Annotated in this window: 16 protein-coding genes and 1 tRNA gene; 10 read left to right on the top strand and 7 right to left on the bottom strand. The window is 68.3% G+C overall.

Going from position 1 to position 18210, the window contains the following annotated elements; genetic code table 11:
• Positions 1 to 4 precede the first annotated feature (4 nt).
• The 6 genes from rsmG to rpmH form a co-directional block, all read right to left on the bottom strand.
• Positions 5 to 721 (bottom strand): 16S rRNA (guanine(527)-N(7))-methyltransferase RsmG, encoded by a 717-nt coding sequence (gene rsmG, locus IF28_RS0106790; protein WP_030215416.1) that lies wholly within the window; start codon positions 719 to 721, stop codon positions 5 to 7.
• Between the two features lie 123 nt (positions 722 to 844).
• Positions 845 to 1360 carry a protein jag gene (locus IF28_RS0106785; RefSeq protein ID WP_030215414.1) on the bottom strand — a complete coding sequence of 172 codons (516 nt, stop codon included), beginning with the start codon at positions 1358 to 1360 and terminating at the stop codon, positions 845 to 847.
• A gap of 15 nt (positions 1361 to 1375) precedes the next feature.
• Positions 1376 to 2644, bottom strand: a complete 1269-nt coding sequence (yidC, locus tag IF28_RS0106780) for a membrane protein insertase YidC (RefSeq protein WP_030215412.1) — start codon at positions 2642 to 2644, stop codon at positions 1376 to 1378.
• A gap of 3 nt (positions 2645 to 2647) precedes the next feature.
• A complete protein-coding gene (yidD, locus tag IF28_RS0106775; RefSeq protein ID WP_030215410.1) occupies positions 2648 to 3022 on the bottom strand; it encodes a membrane protein insertion efficiency factor YidD in 375 nt (124 codons plus the stop codon).
• A complete protein-coding gene (gene rnpA, locus IF28_RS37565) occupies positions 3019 to 3390 on the bottom strand; it encodes a ribonuclease P protein component (protein WP_078620905.1) in 372 nt (123 codons plus the stop codon). The genes yidD and rnpA overlap by 4 nt, the downstream gene beginning before the upstream one ends.
• Before the next feature lie 21 nt (positions 3391 to 3411).
• The gene (gene rpmH, locus IF28_RS0106765; RefSeq protein ID WP_030215407.1) at positions 3412 to 3549 is read right to left on the bottom strand and encodes a 50S ribosomal protein L34; all 138 of its coding nucleotides are present in this window, start codon (positions 3547 to 3549) and stop codon (positions 3412 to 3414) included.
• Positions 3550 to 3926: 377 nt separating this feature from the next.
• Here rpmH and dnaA point away from each other — a divergent pair, with 377 nt between their 5' ends.
• From dnaA to IF28_RS0106720, 9 genes are all read left to right on the top strand, one after another.
• Positions 3927 to 5843 (top strand): chromosomal replication initiator protein DnaA, encoded by a 1917-nt coding sequence (gene dnaA, locus IF28_RS0106760; protein WP_078620903.1) that lies wholly within the window; start codon positions 3927 to 3929, stop codon positions 5841 to 5843.
• A gap of 1012 nt (positions 5844 to 6855) precedes the next feature.
• Positions 6856 to 7986 (top strand): DNA polymerase III subunit beta, encoded by a 1131-nt coding sequence (gene dnaN / locus IF28_RS0106755; RefSeq protein WP_030215404.1) that lies wholly within the window; start codon positions 6856 to 6858, stop codon positions 7984 to 7986.
• A 204-nt stretch (positions 7987 to 8190) separates the two neighbouring features.
• Complete coding sequence (gene gnd, locus IF28_RS0106750; RefSeq protein ID WP_030215402.1) at positions 8191 to 9066, top strand: phosphogluconate dehydrogenase (NAD(+)-dependent, decarboxylating); 876 nt, start codon at positions 8191 to 8193, stop codon at positions 9064 to 9066.
• A gap of 85 nt (positions 9067 to 9151) precedes the next feature.
• Entirely contained in the window at positions 9152 to 10273 is a 1122-nt protein-coding gene (recF, locus tag IF28_RS0106745; protein WP_030215401.1) for a DNA replication/repair protein RecF, read from the top strand.
• Positions 10270 to 10812 (top strand): DUF721 domain-containing protein, encoded by a 543-nt coding sequence (locus tag IF28_RS0106740; RefSeq protein WP_030215399.1) that lies wholly within the window; start codon positions 10270 to 10272, stop codon positions 10810 to 10812. Before recF ends, IF28_RS0106740 begins: the two co-directional genes overlap by 4 nt.
• A gap of 433 nt (positions 10813 to 11245) precedes the next feature.
• Positions 11246 to 13306 carry a DNA topoisomerase (ATP-hydrolyzing) subunit B gene (gene gyrB / locus IF28_RS0106735; protein ID WP_199808960.1) on the top strand — a complete coding sequence of 687 codons (2061 nt, stop codon included), beginning with the start codon at positions 11246 to 11248 and terminating at the stop codon, positions 13304 to 13306.
• Between the two features lie 42 nt (positions 13307 to 13348).
• The gene (gyrA, locus tag IF28_RS0106730; protein ID WP_030215395.1) at positions 13349 to 15940 is read left to right on the top strand and encodes a DNA gyrase subunit A; all 2592 of its coding nucleotides are present in this window, start codon (positions 13349 to 13351) and stop codon (positions 15938 to 15940) included.
• A gap of 18 nt (positions 15941 to 15958) precedes the next feature.
• Positions 15959 to 16705 (top strand): DUF3566 domain-containing protein, encoded by a 747-nt coding sequence (locus IF28_RS0106725; protein ID WP_030215394.1) that lies wholly within the window; start codon positions 15959 to 15961, stop codon positions 16703 to 16705.
• 121 nt (positions 16706 to 16826) lie between these two features.
• Positions 16827 to 16903 (top strand) — tRNA-Ile (locus IF28_RS0106720).
• A 313-nt stretch (positions 16904 to 17216) separates the two neighbouring features.
• Here the strand turns inward: IF28_RS0106720 and IF28_RS0106715 are convergent.
• On the bottom strand, positions 17217 to 17579 hold the full coding sequence (locus IF28_RS0106715) for a DUF6344 domain-containing protein (RefSeq protein ID WP_030215393.1): 363 nt from the start codon (positions 17577 to 17579) through the stop codon (positions 17217 to 17219).
• Between the two features lie 339 nt (positions 17580 to 17918).
• Between IF28_RS0106715 and IF28_RS37555 the strand changes: the two genes are divergently transcribed.
• On the top strand, positions 17919 to 18047 hold the full coding sequence (locus tag IF28_RS37555; RefSeq protein ID WP_003999697.1) for a DLW-39 family protein: 129 nt from the start codon (positions 17919 to 17921) through the stop codon (positions 18045 to 18047).
• Positions 18048 to 18210 lie beyond the last annotated feature (163 nt).

The raw sequence follows: 18210 nt of genomic DNA, 5'->3' as shown, positions 1-18210 counted from the left end.
GCTGTCAGCGCCGGCGCCGGACTCGTCCCGTGCGGGCGGCCTTCGCACGCTTCGCCGCGAACCGCACTCCACCCGGGCTCTCCCCGACCTCGACCCGTACCACCGTGGACATCGGGTCCACGACGCCTTCGCCCACATGCACGATCGATGTCTCCACGGCACCGAGCTTGCTCAACGCCGTCGCCGCGCTCTTCAGTTCTTCCTCGGCGGTGTCGCCCTTGAGGGCCAGCATCTCTCCGTAGGGCCGCAGCAGAGGAATGCCCCACGTGGCGAGACGGTCGAGCGGAGCCACGGCACGAGCGGTCACCACATGCACCGGAGTGAGCTTTCCCATGACCTCTTCGGCACGGCCGCGTACGACCGTCACATGGTCCAGACCGAGCAGTTCCACGACCTCGGTCAGGAAGTTGGTGCGCCGGAGCAACGGCTCCAGAAGTGTGATCTTGAGGTCGTCACGGACCAGCGCCAGGGGAATGCCGGGCAGACCGGCACCCGAGCCCACATCGCAGACCGTGACGCCCTCGGGCACGACCTCCGAGAGCACCGCGCAGTTCAGCAGATGCCGCTCCCAGAGGCGGGGCACTTCACGCGGCCCGATCAGGCCGCGCTGCACGCCCGTCTCGGCGAGCAGCTCCGCGTAGCGGACCGCGTCGGTGAAGCGATCACCGAACACCTCGCGCGCCTGCTCGGGCGCGGGGGGAAGCTCCGCTGCCTCGGTCACGGGGGAACCGTCCTTCCGTACCGTGCCGACATCGGGCGCCGACACCAGAACCACAGAACTATCAGGCTGACAAAATTCGGCCCCGCCTGCGCAACAGACGGGGCCGATGGAACGTAGAGCCGATCAGGCGGGAAGCACGACGACGAAGCGCTGCGGCTCCTCGCCCTCCGACTCACTGCGCAGGCCGGCCGCCTTGACCGCGTCGTGCACGACCTTCCGCTCGAAGGGCGTCATCGCGTCCAGCTTCACGGCCTGGCCGCTGCTCTTCGCCTCGGCCGCGGCCTTGGCGCCCAGCTCGGACAGCTCGGTACGCTTCTTGGCCCGGTAACCGGCGATGTCGAGCATGAGGCGGCTGCGGTCCCCGGTCTCCCGGTGGACGGCCAGACGCGTGAGTTCCTGGAGCGCCTCCAGTACCTCGCCGTCACGGCCCACCAGCTTCTGCAGGTCACGGCCGCCCGTGTCGCTGATGATCGAGACGGAGGCGCGGTCGGCCTCGACATCCATGTCGATGTCACCGTCGAGGTCGGCGATGTCGAGCAGACCCTCCAGGTAGTCCGCCGCGATCTCGCCCTCCTGCTCCAGGCGGGTCAGGGTGTCTGCACCCTCCGCGGCGGCGGAGGTGGTGGTGCCTTCCGTCACGGGATGGACTCCTTCTTACTTCTTGGACGGGGACTTGGGCCGCTGCGGACCCTTGCGCTGACCGGACTGGGCCTTGCTGCGGGTACTGCCGGTGGACTTGGTGTCGTCCTTCTTGGCAGGGGCGGCCGGCTTGGCGTCCTCGGGCTCGTCGGACTTGGTCAGCGAGGTGGGCTCACCTGCTGCCTTGGCCGGGCCGGTCTGGCGCTGGGACTTGGACTGCCGCTTGGGCTGCTGCCGCTTGGCGGCTGCCCCGGTGGTCGGCGTACCGTCCTCGGACTGAGCGGCGACCGCGCTCTCGCCCTTGATCACCATGCCGTCGGCCTGAGCCGCGAACCCGGCCTTGTTCAGACCGTTGATGAACTTGCGCTCGTGCTCGTTGCGGTCCCGGCCCTTGGCGACGATCGCCTTGACGATCGCCCGCTCACGACGGTTGCGGGTCTTGCCGTGATGGGTGACGTGCTTGGTGAGGCGCTCCAGGTAGGCGGCCTGCGCCTTGGAACCCGGCGTGGGGTTGTTGTGGATGACGTACATCTGCTGGCCCATGGTCCACACGTTGGTGGTCAGCCAGTAGACGAGGACACCGACCGGGAAGTTGATACCGAAGACGGCGAAGATGACGGGGAAGACGTACATCAGCATCTTCTGCTGCTGCATGAACGGCGTCTTCACCGTCGTGTCGACGTTCTTCGTCATCAGCTGGCGCTGTGTGTAGAACTGCGACAGCGACATCAGGACGATCATGATCGCCGTGACGACCCGGACATCGGTCAGCGAGGAGTTGAGGGCCTCGACCTTGTCCGCACTGTCCGTGAACTTCGCCGCGAGCGGGGCACCGAAGATGTGGGCCTTCTGCGCGCTCTCCAGCAGACGGTCGTTGATCACACCGACGGTGTCACCCGACGCGATGCCGTTGAGCACGTGGTACAGGGCGAAGAAGAACGGCGACTGGGCCAGGATGGGAAGGCACGAGGAGAGCGGGTTGGTACCCGTCTCCTTGTACAGCTTCATCATCTCTTCGGACTGGCGCTGTCGGTCGTTCTTGTAGCGCTCCTGGATCTTCTTCATCTCAGGCTGCAGCGTCTGCATCGCGCGGGTCGCCTTGATCTGCTTCACGAAGAGCGGGATCAGGCAGATACGGATCAGAATCACCAGGGACACGATGGACAGGCCCCAGGCCCAGCCGGTGTCAGGGCCGAAGATGGCGCCGTACACGCTGTGGAACTGGACGATGACCCAGGAGACAGGTGTCGTGATGAAGCTGAAGAGGCTGGCAATCGTGTCCACTAATCATGCTCCTTGGGCATGGGACGGGGTCTCTGCGGCCGGGCTCGAAGAACTCGGCGGGCCTGTGGGAGAGGTCCGCCCTTCGGTGGCCGGTTCGGCGGCGGAGGTCCCGCCCCTGCGTGCACACCAGGCGTCACGCAGCATTTCGTGCCACCGCGGGCGCTTGCGCGGCGGGACATGGTCCACACCGCCCAGCGACCACGGATTGCAGCGCAGGATGCGCCAGGCCGTAAGTACCGTGCCCTTGACGGCACCGTGCCGGTCGATGGCCGTGTAGCCGTAGTGGGAACACGACGGGTAGTACTTGCACACCGGCCCCAGCAGGGGGCTGATCGTCCACTGGTAGATCTTGATCAGCGCCAGTAGCGGATACTTCATCGCGCGCCCCCTCCCAGCAGCCGCCGCAGGGCGGCATCCAGGTCTCGGGCCAGTTCTGCATGGTCGGCGTCACCCGCACCGGGCAGCGCTCGTACGACTACCAGGCTACCGGGGGGCAGCAGGCCGACTCGCTCGCGCATCAGATGACGAAGCCTGCGCTTCACCTTGTTGCGCACCACCGCGCCACCCACGGCCTTGCTCACGACGAAACCCGCACGCGACAGGGGAGCGCTCTCCCCAGGCGCATGCGGGTTCGTGGCACCGCTACGTAGGTGGACGACGAGGTGCCGGCTTCCTGCCCGGCGTCCTCGTCGTACCGCGGTCGCGAAGTCCTCGCGCCGCCTCAGCCGGTTCTCGGTGGGCAGCACGACGTCATGACCTGACCGGGATCAGGCGGACAGACGGGTGCGACCCTTGCCACGGCGGGACGCGAGAATCGCGCGGCCGGCACGGGTGCGCATACGCAGCCGGAAGCCGTGGGTCTTGGCGCGGCGACGGTTGTTCGGCTGGAAGGTGCGCTTGCTCACTCGGGGGCTCCAGAAAAGAATCGGTTTTTGCGGGGTGCCGTCCTGGCTGTCACCGTGCGCCCACGAGTAGCTCGCGTTACGCCCGAGTGCACCGCTGACCGATCATCTTGCGCGATCTGTGCCCATCGGAGGCAGGCGGCAGCAGCCATCGACAACTCGACTTGGTTACGGTACGCGCGGCTGCGCCATTCGGTCAAACCGACGACGACCGGGGGACACTTGTCCACAGCCTGGGGACAACAACTTGAACCGTACCCGTCGCGCTGACTACCGTGACTGGACTCCGATTCGTTCCCTTGACCCTCCACCACCCGATTTACATCCCGATCCGTCCTTCGCATCACACGATCGAGGGACCCCGTGAGAGAGCGTGCCCTGTGGCTGACGTACCTGCCGATCTTGCCGCAGTGTGGCCACGCGTACTCGAGCAACTCCTCGGAGAAGGCCGCGGGCAGGGAGTCGAGGGCAAGGACGAGCACTGGATCCGACGCTGCCAGCCGCTGGCACTCGTCGCCGACACCGCCCTGCTCGCCGTGCCCAACGAGTTCGCGAAGGGCGTACTCGAAGGACGTCTCGCCCCTGTCGTCAGCGAGACCCTGAGCCGCGAGTGCGGCCGTCCGATCCGTATCGCGATCACCGTCGACGACACCGTCGGCGAACCCTCCCCTCCTCCGGCCCCCCGCCCGCAGCCGCGCTATGAGGAGCCCGAGCTCCCGGCCGGCCGCCCCGACCACCTCGAGCGGCCCGACCGGCAGGAGCGCGAGCCCTACGACGGGTACGACGGCTACGAGGGCTACGGCCGCCGCCGCGACCAGCAGCAGGGCCCCTCCGGCGATCAGCTCCCCACCGCCCGCCCCGCCTACCCGGCCGAGTACCAGCGCCCGGAGCCCGGCGCCTGGCCCCGGCCGGCGCAGGACGATTACGGCTGGCAGCAGCAGCGCCTGGGCTTCCCCGAGCGGGACCCGTACGCCACGCCCCCGCAGGACACCTACGGCTCACCGGACGCGTACGGCGGCGGCTCGCCCGCACCGGACTACCGACCGCAGCCCATGGACCGGCCGCCCTACGACCAGCAGCGCCCGGACTACGACGCACCGCGCGGCGACTACGACCACCGCGACGCGCGACGCGATCGGTCCGAGCCCCCGTCCGGCTCCGGCCACGTCCACCGCGGCGGCCCCGTCGGCCCGAACCTGCCCACCACCGGCGCACCCGGCCCCCTGGCGGCGCAGCCCGCCCCGGCCACCGGCCCCGGGGAGCCGACCGCGCGGCTGAACCCGAAGTACCTCTTCGACACGTTCGTCATCGGGGCGTCCAACCGTTTCGCCCACGCGGCCGCGGTCGCGGTCGCCGAGGCACCCGCGAAGGCATACAACCCGCTGTTCATCTACGGGGAGTCGGGTCTCGGCAAGACGCATCTGCTGCACGCGATCGGGCACTACGCGCGGAGCCTCTATCCCGGCACGCGCGTGCGGTACGTGAGCTCCGAGGAGTTCACCAACGAGTTCATCAACTCCATCCGCGACGGCAAGGGCGACAGCTTCCGCAAGCGTTACCGCGAGATGGACATCCTGCTCGTCGACGACATCCAGTTCCTGGCGGACAAGGAGTCGACGCAGGAGGAGTTCTTCCACACCTTCAACACGCTCCACAACGCCAACAAGCAGATCGTGCTCTCCAGCGACCGGCCGCCCAAGCAGCTGGTGACGCTGGAGGACCGGCTGCGGAACCGTTTCGAGTGGGGTCTGATCACCGACGTCCAGCCGCCGGAGCTGGAGACACGCATCGCGATCCTGCGCAAGAAGGCGGTACAGGAGCAGCTCAACGCGCCGCCGGAGGTGCTGGAGTTCATCGCCTCCCGGATCTCGCGGAACATCCGTGAGCTGGAGGGCGCGCTGATCCGGGTGACGGCGTTCGCCTCGCTGAACCGGCAGCCGGTCGACCTGGGCCTGACGGAGATCGTCCTCAAGGACCTGATGCCCGGCGGCGACGACTCGACGCCGGAGATCACGTCCACGGCCATCATGGGTGCGACCGCCGACTACTTCGGCCTCACCGTCGAGGACCTGTGCGGCAGTTCCCGGGGCCGCCAGCTGGTGACGGCCCGCCAGATCGCCATGTACCTGTGCCGCGAGCTGACGGACCTGTCGCTGCCGAAGATCGGCGCGCTGTTCGGCGGCCGCGACCACACGACGGTGATGCACGCCGACCGCAAGATCCGCAATCTGATGGCCGAGCGGCGCTCCATCTACAACCAGGTCACCGAGCTCACCAACCGCATCAAGGCCGGCTGAGCGGACCGGCTTCACCGAGGGCGTCCCTGGAACGGTCCGGGGGCGCCCTTCTCCGTGCTCCGGCCGGTCCGTGCACAGCCTGTGCACCGCCGGCCCGTGAGGCCCGCCCATGAGCCGCCCCCGGACCGCCCGAAGGGCTACCGCGGACCACCCGCCGCGCCCTCAGGGGGCACTCCGCGAGCCCTCGGACGCCCCTCCCGTCCCCGAGCCGACCGCCACGGCACGGCCGCGCTGTTCGATTTCGGGGCGGGGTTACGGCCTTCCTCCACAGATTCGGCGACTTTCTCGCGTCCACATCCTGGGGATCGGGAAGTTGTCCCGATCCTGTCCACAGGGCAGTCTGTCGAGGAACCATCCGGCCAGGTCAACCGACTGTGGAAACGTGGACGAACGATCTCCACAGCCTGTGGACAATCCGGAGATCCACAGGCTGTGCATCGAGTTGTCCACGGGCAACCCACAGGCTGAGGCCGGTTGTCCCCAGCGATCGGCCACTTCTCCACATCTCTGTCCACTGTTCGGCAACCTGACGCGCCCTCTCACCGTCGCGAGTGAAAGGCGTCACACCAAGCTGCCTCAGGGGCCTGTGGGAAAACCTCGCAAACCTGGGGACGGAGCTGGGGAGAACTCGGCCCTCCCTGTGCACGGCATGTGCAGAACTTTCTGTTCTCCACAGAGACGCCCGGTTTTCCACGGGCTCCGCCCACAGGACCGGTGGACAAAATCTAGGGTCTGACCTGCGAAAACGAGGTTATCCACGGTATCCACAGGCCCTACTACTACTCCCAACTAGAGAGAGTGAGGAATTCGTTTCGAAGCGGGTCCTGTGCACAACTCGCTGTCTCGGCCCCGACTGCCACTCGTCACGACTTGACCCCGAGGGGCACCTACTGTCAGTGCGGTGCGTCAGACTGGTCCCCGGTGTCCTTCCCTCCACAGGGCCGACGACACCGAGTCAGACGACGAAGCCAGGCAGGGCGAGAAGCGCCGGCAACAGCAGGAGGCGGCAACAGTGAAGATCCGGGTGGAACGCGACGTACTCGCGGAGGCAGTGGCCTGGGCGGCTCGCAGCCTTCCGGCCCGTCCGCCGGCCCCTGTCCTCGCCGGCCTGCTCCTGAAGGCCGAGAACGGCCAGCTGAGCCTGTCCAGCTTCGACTACGAGGTCTCCGCGCGGGTGTCGGTGGAGGCGGAGGTCGAGGAGGAGGGCACCGTCCTCGTCTCCGGCCGCCTGCTGGCCGACATCTCCCGGGCCCTCCCCAACCGGCCGGTGGAGATCTCCACGGACGGTGTACGGGCGACGGTGGTGTGCGGCTCCTCGCGGTTCACACTCCACACACTGCCTGTGGAGGAGTACCCGGCCCTGCCGCAGATGCCGAACGCGACGGGCACGGTCCCCGGCGAGGTCTTCGCCTCCGCCGTGCAGCAGGTCGCCATCGCGGCCGGCCGTGACGACACGCTGCCCGTCCTCACCGGTGTGCGCATCGAGATCGAGGGCGACACCGTCACGCTGGCCTCCACCGACCGCTACCGCTTCGCGGTCCGCGAGTTCCTGTGGAAGCCGGAGAACCCGGAGGTCTCCGCGGTCGCCCTGGTGCCCGCCAAGACGCTCCAGGACACCGCCAAGGCGCTGACCAGTGGTGACCAGGTGATCCTGGCGCTGTCCGGTTCGGGCGCGGGTGAGGGCCTGATCGGTTTCGAGGGCGCCGGTCGCCGTACCACCACGCGGCTGCTGGAGGGCGACCTCCCGAAGTACCGCACGCTGTTCCCGACCGAGTTCAACAGCGTCGCCGTGATCGAGACCGCGCCCTTCGTGGAGGCCGTCAAGCGCGTCGCCCTGGTCGCCGAGCGCAACACCCCGGTGCGGCTGAGCTTCGAGCAGGGTGTGCTCATCCTGGAGGCCGGTTCCAGCGACGACGCACAGGCTGTGGAAAGGGTCGACGCCCAGCTGGAGGGCGACGACATCTCGATCGCCTTCAACCCGACGTTCCTGCTGGACGGCCTGAGCGCCATCGACTCCCCGGTCGCCCAGCTGTCCTTCACCACGTCGACCAAGCCGGCCCTCCTCAGCGGCCGCCCGGCGGTGGACGCGGAGGCGGACGACGCCTACAAGTACCTGATCATGCCGGTGCGGCTCAGCGGCTGACGTACCGCCGCCGGTCCTGTGGGGGCCTCCCTCGCAGGACCGCGGTATGACGATGCGGCGGCGGCTGAGCGTCGTACCGGGCAAAGCCGCAGGTGAGGGCAGCGTATGAGCGCGTATGCCCACAGATGTGCGCGAGCGTCCGGGTTTAGGCTCGGACGCCGGCACGTACGTGCCGTCACGTCGCATACCTAAGGATCACAACTGATGGAGCTCGGTCTCGTCGGCCTCGGCAAGATGGGCGGCAACATGCGCGAGCGGATTCGCCGCGCGGGTCACACCGTCCTCGGATTCGACCGCAACCCGGACCTCGCCGATGTCCACAGCCTGCGGGAGCTTGTGGGCAAGCTCAGCGGCCCCCGTGTGGTGTGGGTGATGGTTCCGGCCGGCGAGCCGACCCAGTCCACGATCGACGAGCTCGCGGAGCTGCTCGAGCCGGGTGACGTCGTCGTGGACGGCGGCAACTCCCGCTGGACGGACGACGAGAGGCACGCGGAGGAGCTGGCGGCCAAGGGCATCGGCTTCGTCGACTGCGGCGTCTCCGGCGGCGTCTGGGGCCTGGAGAACGGCTACGCGCTGATGTACGGCGGCGACGAGGAGAACGTCGCCAAGGTGCAGCCGGTCTTCGACGCCCTCAAGCCGCAGGGCGACCTCGGCGCGGTGCACGCGGGCAAGGTCGGCGCGGGCCACTTCGCGAAGATGGTCCACAACGGCATCGAGTACGCCATGATGCAGGCCTACGCCGAGGGCTGGGAGCTCCTGGAGAAGGTCGACTCCGTCGACAACGTCCGCGAGGTGTTCCGCTCCTGGCAGGAGGGCACCGTCATCCGGTCCTGGCTGCTCGACCTCGCGGTCAACGCGCTCGACGAGGACCAGCACCTGGACGGGCTCCGGGGTTATGCACAGGACTCCGGTGAGGGACGCTGGACTGTGGAGGCCGCCATCGACAACGCGGTCCCGCTGCCGGCGATCACCGCCTCGCTGTTCGCGCGGTTCGCCTCCCGTCAGGAGGACTCGCCGCAGATGAAGATGATCGCGGCGCTGCGCAACCAGTTCGGCGGCCACGCGGTCGAGAAGAAGTAATCCACAGGGCACGTCCCGTATCCACAGGAACGTATCCAGGACCGCTTCCGCGGTCCGCGACGCCGGGGAGGTCGGCGGAACGACCATGCACGTCACGCATCTGTCGCTGGCCGATTTCCGGTCCTACCCCGGGGTCGAGGTCCCGCTCGACCCCGGGGTGACGGCCTTCGTCGGCCCCAACGGGCAGGGCAAGACGAACCTGGTCGAGGCCGTCGGCTACCTCGCCACCCTGGGCAGCCACCGGGTCTCCTCCGACGCCCCGCTGGTCCGCATGGGAGCCGACCGGGCGATCATCCGCGCCCAGGTCCGGCAGGGTGAGCGGCAGCAGCTGATCGAGCTTGAGCTGAACCCGGGCCGTGCCAACCGCGCCCGTATCAACAGGTCCTCGCAGGTCAGGCCCCGGGACGTGCTGGGGATCGTCCGTACGGTGCTGTTCGCGCCCGAGGACCTCGCCCTGATCAAGGGCGATCCCGGCGAGCGGCGCCGGTTCCTGGACGAGCTGATCACCGCGCGCTCCCCGCGCATGGCGGGTGTGCGCTCCGACTACGACCGGGTGCTCAAGCAGCGCAACACGCTGCTGAAGTCGGCCGCGCTGGCCCGCCGGCACGGCGGCCGCACCCTGGATCTGTCGACCCTGGACGTATGGGACCAGCACCTCGCGCAGGCGGGCGCCGAGCTGCTGGCGCGGCGGCTGGATCTGATCGGCGCGCTCCAGCCGCTGGCCGACAAGGCGTACGAACAGCTGGCACCGGGCGGCGGACCGGTCGCCCTGGAGTACCGGCCGTCCGCCCCCGGCGAGGCACACACGCGTGAGGATCTGTACGAGCAGCTGATGGGCGCCCTCACGGAGGCGCGCAAGCAGGAGATCGAACGGGGCGTCACCCTGGTCGGCCCGCACCGTGACGATCTGCTGCTGAAACTGGGCCAGTTGCCGGCCAAGGGCTACGCCTCGCACGGTGAGTCCTGGTCGTACGCGCTGGCGCTGCGTCTCGCCTCGTACGACCTGCTGCGCGCGGAGGGCAATGAGCCGGTGCTGGTGCTCGACGACGTGTTCGCCGAACTGGACACGCGGCGCCGGGAGCGGCTGGCGGAGCTGGTGGCGCCCGGCGAGCAGGTGCTGGTGACCGCGGCCGTCGACGACGACGTACCCCATGTGCTGGCGGGTACCCGGTTCGCCGTGGCCGAGGGGACGGTGGAACGCGTATGAGCGACCAGTCCACGCCCGGAACGGGTGCCGGCAATGCCCCCGAGCCGTCCGGTGTCGACCTCGCGCGCGTGGCGTTGCGCGCGGCGAAGGAGGCTGCGCGCGCGCGTGGGGACGTGGCACAGCAGCGGAAGCAGGCCCGGCGCGGCGGGCTGCGTTCGGGCGCGCGTGCCGACCGGCGCGATCCGATGGCGCTCGGCCCCGCGATCAACCGGCTGCTCGCCGAGCGCGGCTGGGAGGCGCCCGCCGCGGTGGGCGGGGTGATGGGGCGCTGGCCGGAGATCGTCGGCGAGGACGTGGCCAAGCACTGCGAGCCGGAGCGGTACGACGAGGACGAGCGGGTGCTGGTCGTGCGCTGTGACTCCACCGCGTGGGCGACGAATCTGCGGCTGCTCGCGCCGACCCTGGTCGCGCGTCTGAACGAGGATCTGGGGCACGGCACCGTGCGGCTGATCAAGGTCGTCGGTCCCGGTGGTCCCGCCCGTCGGTTCGGGCCTCTGCGCGCTCCCGGAAGCACGGGTCCGGGGGACACGTACGGGTGATCCGGCGGCCGTTCCGGGCCCGTCAGTCATACGTGATGGACATCACATCAGGGGTTCTCACCGGCGCTGTCGTGCCGCCGGTGCCCGTTTCGTCGCAAGGCCGCACACGGTTGCGAATCGCCACCTGACTCCTAAGTAGCCAAGGGTTGACGGCCGGAAGCGCTGAGTGCCCTCGTGGGGCTCTTGGAGCCCCCTTCCCTATATCGGGAGTCGGACGAGGCCGGTTGAGGGCGGCACATGCGAACCCAGGTACCGGCAAACCCCCATCGATGTCAGTGCTACCGGTAGACTGGAAGACAATCCCGCCCCGAACGTGGGGACCTTCCGGGACTAGCTGAGCAACGCTGATCAAGGCTTACCAACGCAACATGCCGCAGCCGCTCCGGCAACCTGCCGACGAGCCCGGCTCGTGCTGTGCCAGAAAGGGCGCTTCGTGGCCGATTCCGGCAACCCCAACGAGAACAATCCGTCCACCGACACCGGCGTGAACGACGCGGTGAGCACCTCGCACGGCGAGGGTTCCGCCTCGTACGACGCCAGTGCCATCACCGTCCTCGAGGGTCTGGACGCGGTCCGCAAGCGACCCGGTATGTACATCGGCTCGACCGGTGAACGCGGTCTGCACCACCTGGTGCAGGAGGTCGTGGACAACTCCGTCGACGAGGCGCTGGCCGGACACGCGGACACCATCGACGTCACGATCCTCGCCGACGGCGGCGTCCGGGTCGTGGACAACGGCCGAGGCATCCCGGTGGGCATCGTCCCCTCCGAGGGGAAGCCGGCCCTCGAGGTCGTGCTGACCGTGCTGCACGCGGGCGGCAAGTTCGGCGGCGGCGGCTACGCGGTCTCCGGTGGTCTGCACGGCGTGGGCGTCTCCGTCGTCAACGCCCTGTCCACCAGGGTCGCGGTGGAGGTCAGGACCGACGGCCACCGCTGGACGCAGGAGTACAAGCTGGGCGTCCCCACGGCGCCGCTCGCGCGGCACGAGGCCACCGAGGAGACCGGCACGGCGGTCACCTTCTGGGCCGACGGCGACATCTTCGAGACCACGGACTACTCCTTCGAGACGCTGTCCCGGCGCTTCCAGGAGATGGCCTTCCTCAACAAGGGCCTGAAGATCAACCTCACCGACGAGCGCGAGTCGGCGAAGGCCACCGCCGGCGCGGACGAGGCGGGCGAGGACGAGAAGAACGAGGTCAAGACCGTCTCGTACCACTACGAGGGCGGCATCGTCGACTTCGTGAAGTACCTCAACTCCCGCAAGGGAGAGCTGGTGCACCCCACCGTGATCGACCTCGAGGCCGAGGACAAGGACAAGAGCCTGTCCCTCGAGGTCGCGATGCAGTGGAACGGCGGCTACACCGAGGGTGTGTACTCGTTCGCCAACATCATCCACACGCACGAGGGCGGTACGCACGAGGAGGGCTTCCGCGCGGCGCTCACCTCGCTGATCAACAAGTACGCGCGGGACAAGAAGCTGCTGCGGGAGAAGGACGACAACCTCACGGGTGACGACATCCGCGAGGGTCTGACCGCGATCATCTCCGTGAAGCTGGGCGAGCCCCAGTTCGAGGGCCAGACGAAGACGAAGCTGGGCAACACCGAGGTGAAGACCTTCGTCCAGAAGGTCGTCTACGAGCACCTCACCGACTGGCTCGACCGCAACCCGAACGAGGCCGCGGACATCATCCGCAAGGGCATCCAGGCGGCCACCGCGCGAGTGGCGGCCCGCAAGGCCCGTGACCTCACCCGCCGCAAGGGGCTGCTGGAGTCGGCGTCGCTGCCGGGCAAGCTGTCCGACTGCCAGTCGAACGATCCGACCAAGTGCGAGATCTTCATCGTCGAGGGCGACTCCGCCGGCGGTTCGGCCAAGTCCGGCCGCAACCCGCAGTACCAGGCGATCCTCCCGATCCGCGGCAAGATCCTCAACGTCGAGAAGGCGCGCATCGACCGGATCCTGCAGAACCAGGAGATCCAGGCGATGATCTCCGCGTTCGGCACGGGCGTGCACGAGGACTTCGACATCGAGAGGCTCCGCTATCACAAGATCATTCTGATGGCGGACGCCGACGTCGACGGCCAGCACATCAACACCCTGCTGCTGACCTTCCTGTTCCGCTTCATGCGGCCGCTGGTGGAGTCCGGGCACGTGTACCTGTCCCGCCCGCCGCTGTACAAGATCAAGTGGGGCCGGGACGACTTCGAGTACGCGTACTCCGACCGCGAGCGCGACGCGCTGATCGAGATGGGCCGCAACGCGGGCAAGCGCATCCGTGAGGACTCCGTACAGCGCTTCAAGGGCCTCGGCGAGATGAACGCCGAGGAGCTGCGCATCACGACCATGGACCAGGAGCACCGTGTGCTCGGCCAGGTCACGCTCGACGACGCCGCGCAGGCCGACGACCTGTTCTCGGTGCTGATGGGCGAGGACGTCGAGGCCCGCCGCGCGTTCATCCAGCGCAACGCCAAGGACGTCCGCTTCCTCGACATCTGAGTCGGTCTCAGCTGACCGCACCAGGAAGGACCTTCACCAGCAATGACCGACGAGAACACTCCTGTGACGCCCGAGGGCGACGCCCTGACGATGCGTGTCGAGCCCGTCGGGCTCGAGACGGAGATGCAGCGTTCGTACCTCGACTACGCGATGTCCGTCATCGTCTCGCGTGCGCTGCCCGACGTCCGTGACGGCCTCAAGCCCGTCCACCGGCGCGTGCTCTACGCCATGTACGACGGCGGCTACCGCCCGGAGCGCGGCTTCTACAAGTGCGCGCGCGTGGTCGGCGACGTCATGGGCAACTACCACCCGCACGGCGACAGCTCCATCTACGACGCCTTGGTCCGCCTCGCCCAGCCCTGGTCGATGCGGATGCCGCTCGTCGACTCCAACGGCAACTTCGGCTCCCCGGGCAACGACCCGGCGGCGGCCATGCGCTACACCGAGTGCAAGATGGCGCCGCTGTCGATGGAGATGGTCCGTGACATCGACGAGGAGACCGTCGACTTCACGGACAACTACGACGGCCGCTCCCAGGAGCCGACCGTCCTTCCGGCCCGCTTCCCGAACCTGCTGATCAACGGCTCGGCCGGTATCGCGGTCGGCATGGCGACCAACATCCCGCCGCACAACCTGCGCGAGGTCGCGGCCGGCGCCCAGTGGTACCTGGAGAACCCCGAGGCGTCCCACGAGGAGCTCCTGGACGCGCTGATCGAGCGCATCAAGGGCCCCGACTTCCCGACCGGCGCCCTCGTGGTCGGCCGCAAGGGCATCGAGGAGGCGTACCGCACGGGCCGCGGCTCCATCACCATGCGCGCGGTCGTCGAGGTCGAGGAGATCCAGAACCGCCAGTGCCTGGTGGTCACGGAGCTGCCGTACCAGACCAACCCCGACAACCTCGCGCAGAAGATCGCCGACCTGGTGAAGGACGGCAAGATCGGCGGTATCGCCGACGTGCGCGACGAGACCTCGTCCCGCACGGGCCAGCGCCTGGTCATCGTGCTGAAGCGGGACGCGGTCGCCAAGGTCGTCCTGAACAACCTGTACAAGCACACCGACCTGCAGTCCAACTTCGGCGCCAACATGCTGGCCCTGGTCGACGGCGTGCCGCGCACGCTCTCCCTGGACGCGTTCATCCGCCACTGGGTGACGCACCAGATCGAGGTCATCGTTCGCCGTACGCGCTTCCGGCTGCGCAAGGCCGAGGAGCGGGCGCACATCCTGCGCGGCCTGCTGAAGGCCCTGGACGCCATCGACGAGGTCATCGCGCTCATCCGGCGCAGTGACACCGTCGAGATCGCGCGCGGGGGCCTGATGGGCCTCCTGGAGATCGACGAGATCCAGGCCAACGCCATCCTGGAGATGCAGCTGCGCCGGCTGGCCGCTCTGGAGCGCCAGAAGATCGTCCAGGAGCACGACGAACTCCAGGCGAAGATCCGCGAGTACAACGCGATCCTGTCCTCCCCGGTCCGTCAGCGCGGCATCGTCAGCGAGGAACTGGCCGCGATCGTCGAGAAGTACGGCGACGACCGCAAGACGAAGCTGATCCCCTACGAGGGCGACATGTCCATCGAGGACCTGATCGCCGAAGAGGACATCGTCGTCACGGTCACGCGCGGCGGCTACATCAAGCGCACCAAGACCGACGACTACCGGGCCCAGAAGCGCGGCGGCAAGGGCGTACGCGGCACGAAGCTCAAGGAAGACGACATCGTCAACCACTTCTTCGTGTCCACCACCCACCACTGGCTGCTGTTCTTCACCAACAAGGGCCGCGTGTACCGGGTGAAGGCGTACGAGCTTCCCGACGCCGGCCGTGACGCGCGCGGGCAGCACGTGGCGAACCTGCTGGCCTTCCAGCCGGACGAGACGATCGCCCAGATCCGCGCGATCCGCGACTACGAGGCGATGCCCTACCTGGTCCTGGCCACCAAGGCGGGCCTGGTGAAGAAGACCTCGCTGAAGGACTACGACTCGCCGCGCTCCGGTGGTGTGATCGCCATCAACCTGCGTGAGCAGGGGGACGGTGCCGACGACGAACTGATCGGAGCCGAACTCGTCTCGGCCGACGACGATCTCCTGCTGATCAGCAGGAAGGCGCAGTCGATCAGGTTCACGGCGACGGACGACACACTCCGTCCCATGGGCCGCGCGACCTCGGGCGTCAAGGGCATGAGTTTCCGCGAGGGGGACGAGCTGCTCTCGATGAATGTTGTTCGACCCGGTACGTTCGTGTTCACTGCCACAGACGGCGGGTACGCGAAGCGGACCGCTGTCGACGAGTACCGCGTCCAGGGTCGCGGCGGCCTCGGCATCAAGGCTGCCAAGATTGTGGAGGACCGCGGTTCGCTGGTCGGCGCGCTGGTGGTCGAGGAGACGGACGAGATCCTCGCCATCACGCTGTCGGGCGGTGTGATTCGTACGCGAGTCAACGAGATCAGGGAGACCGGCCGTGACACCATGGGCGTCCAACTGATCAATCTGGGCAAGCGCGATGCCGTGGTCGGCATCGCCCGTAACGCCGAGGCTGGACGCGAGGCGGAGGAAGTCGACGGCGACGTGGCCGTGGACGAGACCGCCGACGGGGCCGCGACCGCCGGCACGGACGAGGGTGAGGCGCCCTCGTCCGAGTAGCACGAGGAGTGAGTCAGCGTGAGCGGAGCCACGGGCGCCGGACCGGCCGGTACCAGTAGGGGGACGGACGGCGGCAGCCGTGGCTCCGCCACGCGGGCGGCGGATCCGCACACGACCAATCTCAAGGCGATCAAGCCGCCCGCCACGGACGCGTCCTCGTCCGACAGACAGGGATCCCAAGGGGGAACCGTGACGGACACCCGAGGCCCGCAGCAGGCCGCGCCCGCGCAGGGCGCTGCCGCTCAGACGGCCTCACCGCTGCCGGGGGAACGGCAGTCGCAGCAGCAGGCGGGTCCGTACCACCCGCCGCAGGCCTACCCGGCACAGTCCGGTACGGCGGCCGGCCAGACCGGCGCGGTACGACGTCCCCGCACCGGGGCACGCACCACCCCGCGCGTGCGCAAGGCGCGCCTGCGCGTGGCGAAGGCCGACCCGTGGTCGGTGATGAAGGTCAGCTTCCTGCTCTCCATCGCGCTGGGCATCTGCACGATCGTCGCGTCGGCGGTGCTGTGGATGGTCATGGACGCCATGGGCGTCTTCTCCTCCGTCGGCGGCACGATCTCCGAGGCGACCGGCTCCACCGATTCGAACGGCTTCGATCTGCAGTCGTTCCTGTCGCTGCCCAACGTCCTGATGTTCACCACGGTCATCGCGGTCATCGACGTCGTCCTGGCGACGGCTCTCGCGACGCTCGGCGCGTTCATCTACAACCTCTCCGCGGGTTTCGTGGGCGGTGTCGAGCTGACGCTCGCCGAGGACGAGTGACCTGCTCAGTCCGCTTGCCCGGCCCGCGGTGACGGCCCTGGGACAACCGATTTTGGGACTGCCCCCGTCGTGCGCTAATCTTCAGGAGTCAGCGCGCGGGACATACACCGCAGAGCGCGGCGGGGCTATAGCTCAGTTGGTTAGAGCGCATCCCTGATAAGGATGAGGCCACAGGTTCAAATCCTGTTAGCCCCACCAGCGAGAAGACCCCCAGTCAGCAGAGACTGGGGGTCTTTCGTATGCGTGGTCCCGGTGACGGGGCTGTGCCGGGCGGTGTGGTGCCGGCCGTGCGGTGCCGGGTGGTGTGGTGCCGGCCGTGCGGTGCCGGGTGGTGTGGTGCCGGCCGTGCGGTGCCGGGTGGTGTTCGGTTTCCGGTGCGGGCAGTGCGGAAGACCCCGGTCGGATGTCGACCGGGGTCCTCTGGTGTCGGCTCGTGCCGTGGTGCTGTACGCAAGTTCGCCAGGACTTCGGGGAGCAGGGACGGCACGAGAGGGTCGGGGGCGCCGGGAAGTCAGCGCTGGAGCGGGATGCGGCCGGTGGCCGGCTCCGCGCGGGTGGATTCCGTGCCGTCGGAGCAGTCGTCGGAGTCCGGTTCCGTGTCCGAGAGGGGGCGGTGCCGGCAGCTGGGGGACTTGCCGTGGGCCTCGGCGTGGATGCGCTGTTTCATCGTGGGGGGCAGGGCCCTGATCAGTGACCAGGACCAGAGGGGCGTCGTCGGCGCCGACACGTTCGGGGTGCTGTCGCTGTTGCGCGTCCCGTCCGTCTGCGGTACGGCCGCGGAGGCGGTCGTGGTGATGAGTCCGAGCGCCGTGCACAGTGCGAGGAAGGCGGTGACGACCGCGTTCCACAGCTTCATGACCTTGTTCCGGGCCATGGCCCCTCACTTTCGGGTTGGGCGATTTGCGTACTTTCCTCATGATGTGTATGCGGCTCGCGAAGTGGTGGACCGACGCCCGTGGCGCGTCGATGTTCAGATGAACACCACACGGATGGACGCATAGGCGGCGAAAAGATGCAGATACGGCGGAGAAGCCGTCAAAGTGACCGTCCGTGCGGATGTGATCACCCTCCGGTCGGATGGTCGTACTCCGCGTCTACTGCGGGGTGCCGAAGGGCAGTTGGAAGGGCCGATGCAGGTCACCGATCGGTATCGACCGGTGTGTATAGTCGGGCGGCAGAGGTCCCCTACGTCAAAGAAAGACGAGGTCGCGCGGTGAAGAAGCTTCTCCTGGTCGCACTGGCCGCCATCGGCGGGCTCCTCGTGTACCGCCAGATCCAGGCGGATCGCGCCGAGCAGGATCTGTGGACGGAGGCGACTGACTCCGTGCCCACGGGTTCGTGAGTACCGATATCCGACGCTGAACAGACCCCGGCCGCCCGAGCGGTCGGGGTTTTGTGTGTCCGGAGACTTCCCGGCGGCCCTTTCGGGCGACGACGCGAATCGTCGGACAGGCCCTGGTCCGCGGGGCAGGATGGGCCGCGGTGCGACGTCCGGGCGACGACGA

The organism is Streptomyces sp. NRRL WC-3626 (assembly GCF_000718785.1).
In the GTDB taxonomy this organism is placed as follows: domain Bacteria; phylum Actinomycetota; class Actinomycetes; order Streptomycetales; family Streptomycetaceae; genus Streptomyces; species Streptomyces edwardsiae.
Note: the sequence above shows the minus strand (reverse complement) of the source record. Positions and strands in the feature narration are given on the sequence as shown.

Excerpts from the sequence above, each read along its gene's own strand:
- yidD (WP_030215410.1), bottom strand. The coding sequence starts at position 3,022 with ATGAAGTATCCGCTACTGGCGCTGATCAAGATCTACCAGTGGACGATC.
- IF28_RS0106715 (WP_030215393.1), bottom strand. The coding sequence starts at position 17,579 with ATGGCCCGGAACAAGGTCATGAAGCTGTGGAACGCGGTCGTCACCGCC.
- IF28_RS0106740 (WP_030215399.1), top strand. The coding sequence starts at position 10,270 with ATGAGCGACCAGTCCACGCCCGGAACGGGTGCCGGCAATGCCCCCGAG.
- gyrA (WP_030215395.1), top strand. The coding sequence starts at position 13,349 with ATGACCGACGAGAACACTCCTGTGACGCCCGAGGGCGACGCCCTGACG.
- gnd (WP_030215402.1), top strand. The coding sequence starts at position 8,191 with ATGGAGCTCGGTCTCGTCGGCCTCGGCAAGATGGGCGGCAACATGCGC.
- recF (WP_030215401.1), top strand. The coding sequence starts at position 9,152 with ATGCACGTCACGCATCTGTCGCTGGCCGATTTCCGGTCCTACCCCGGG.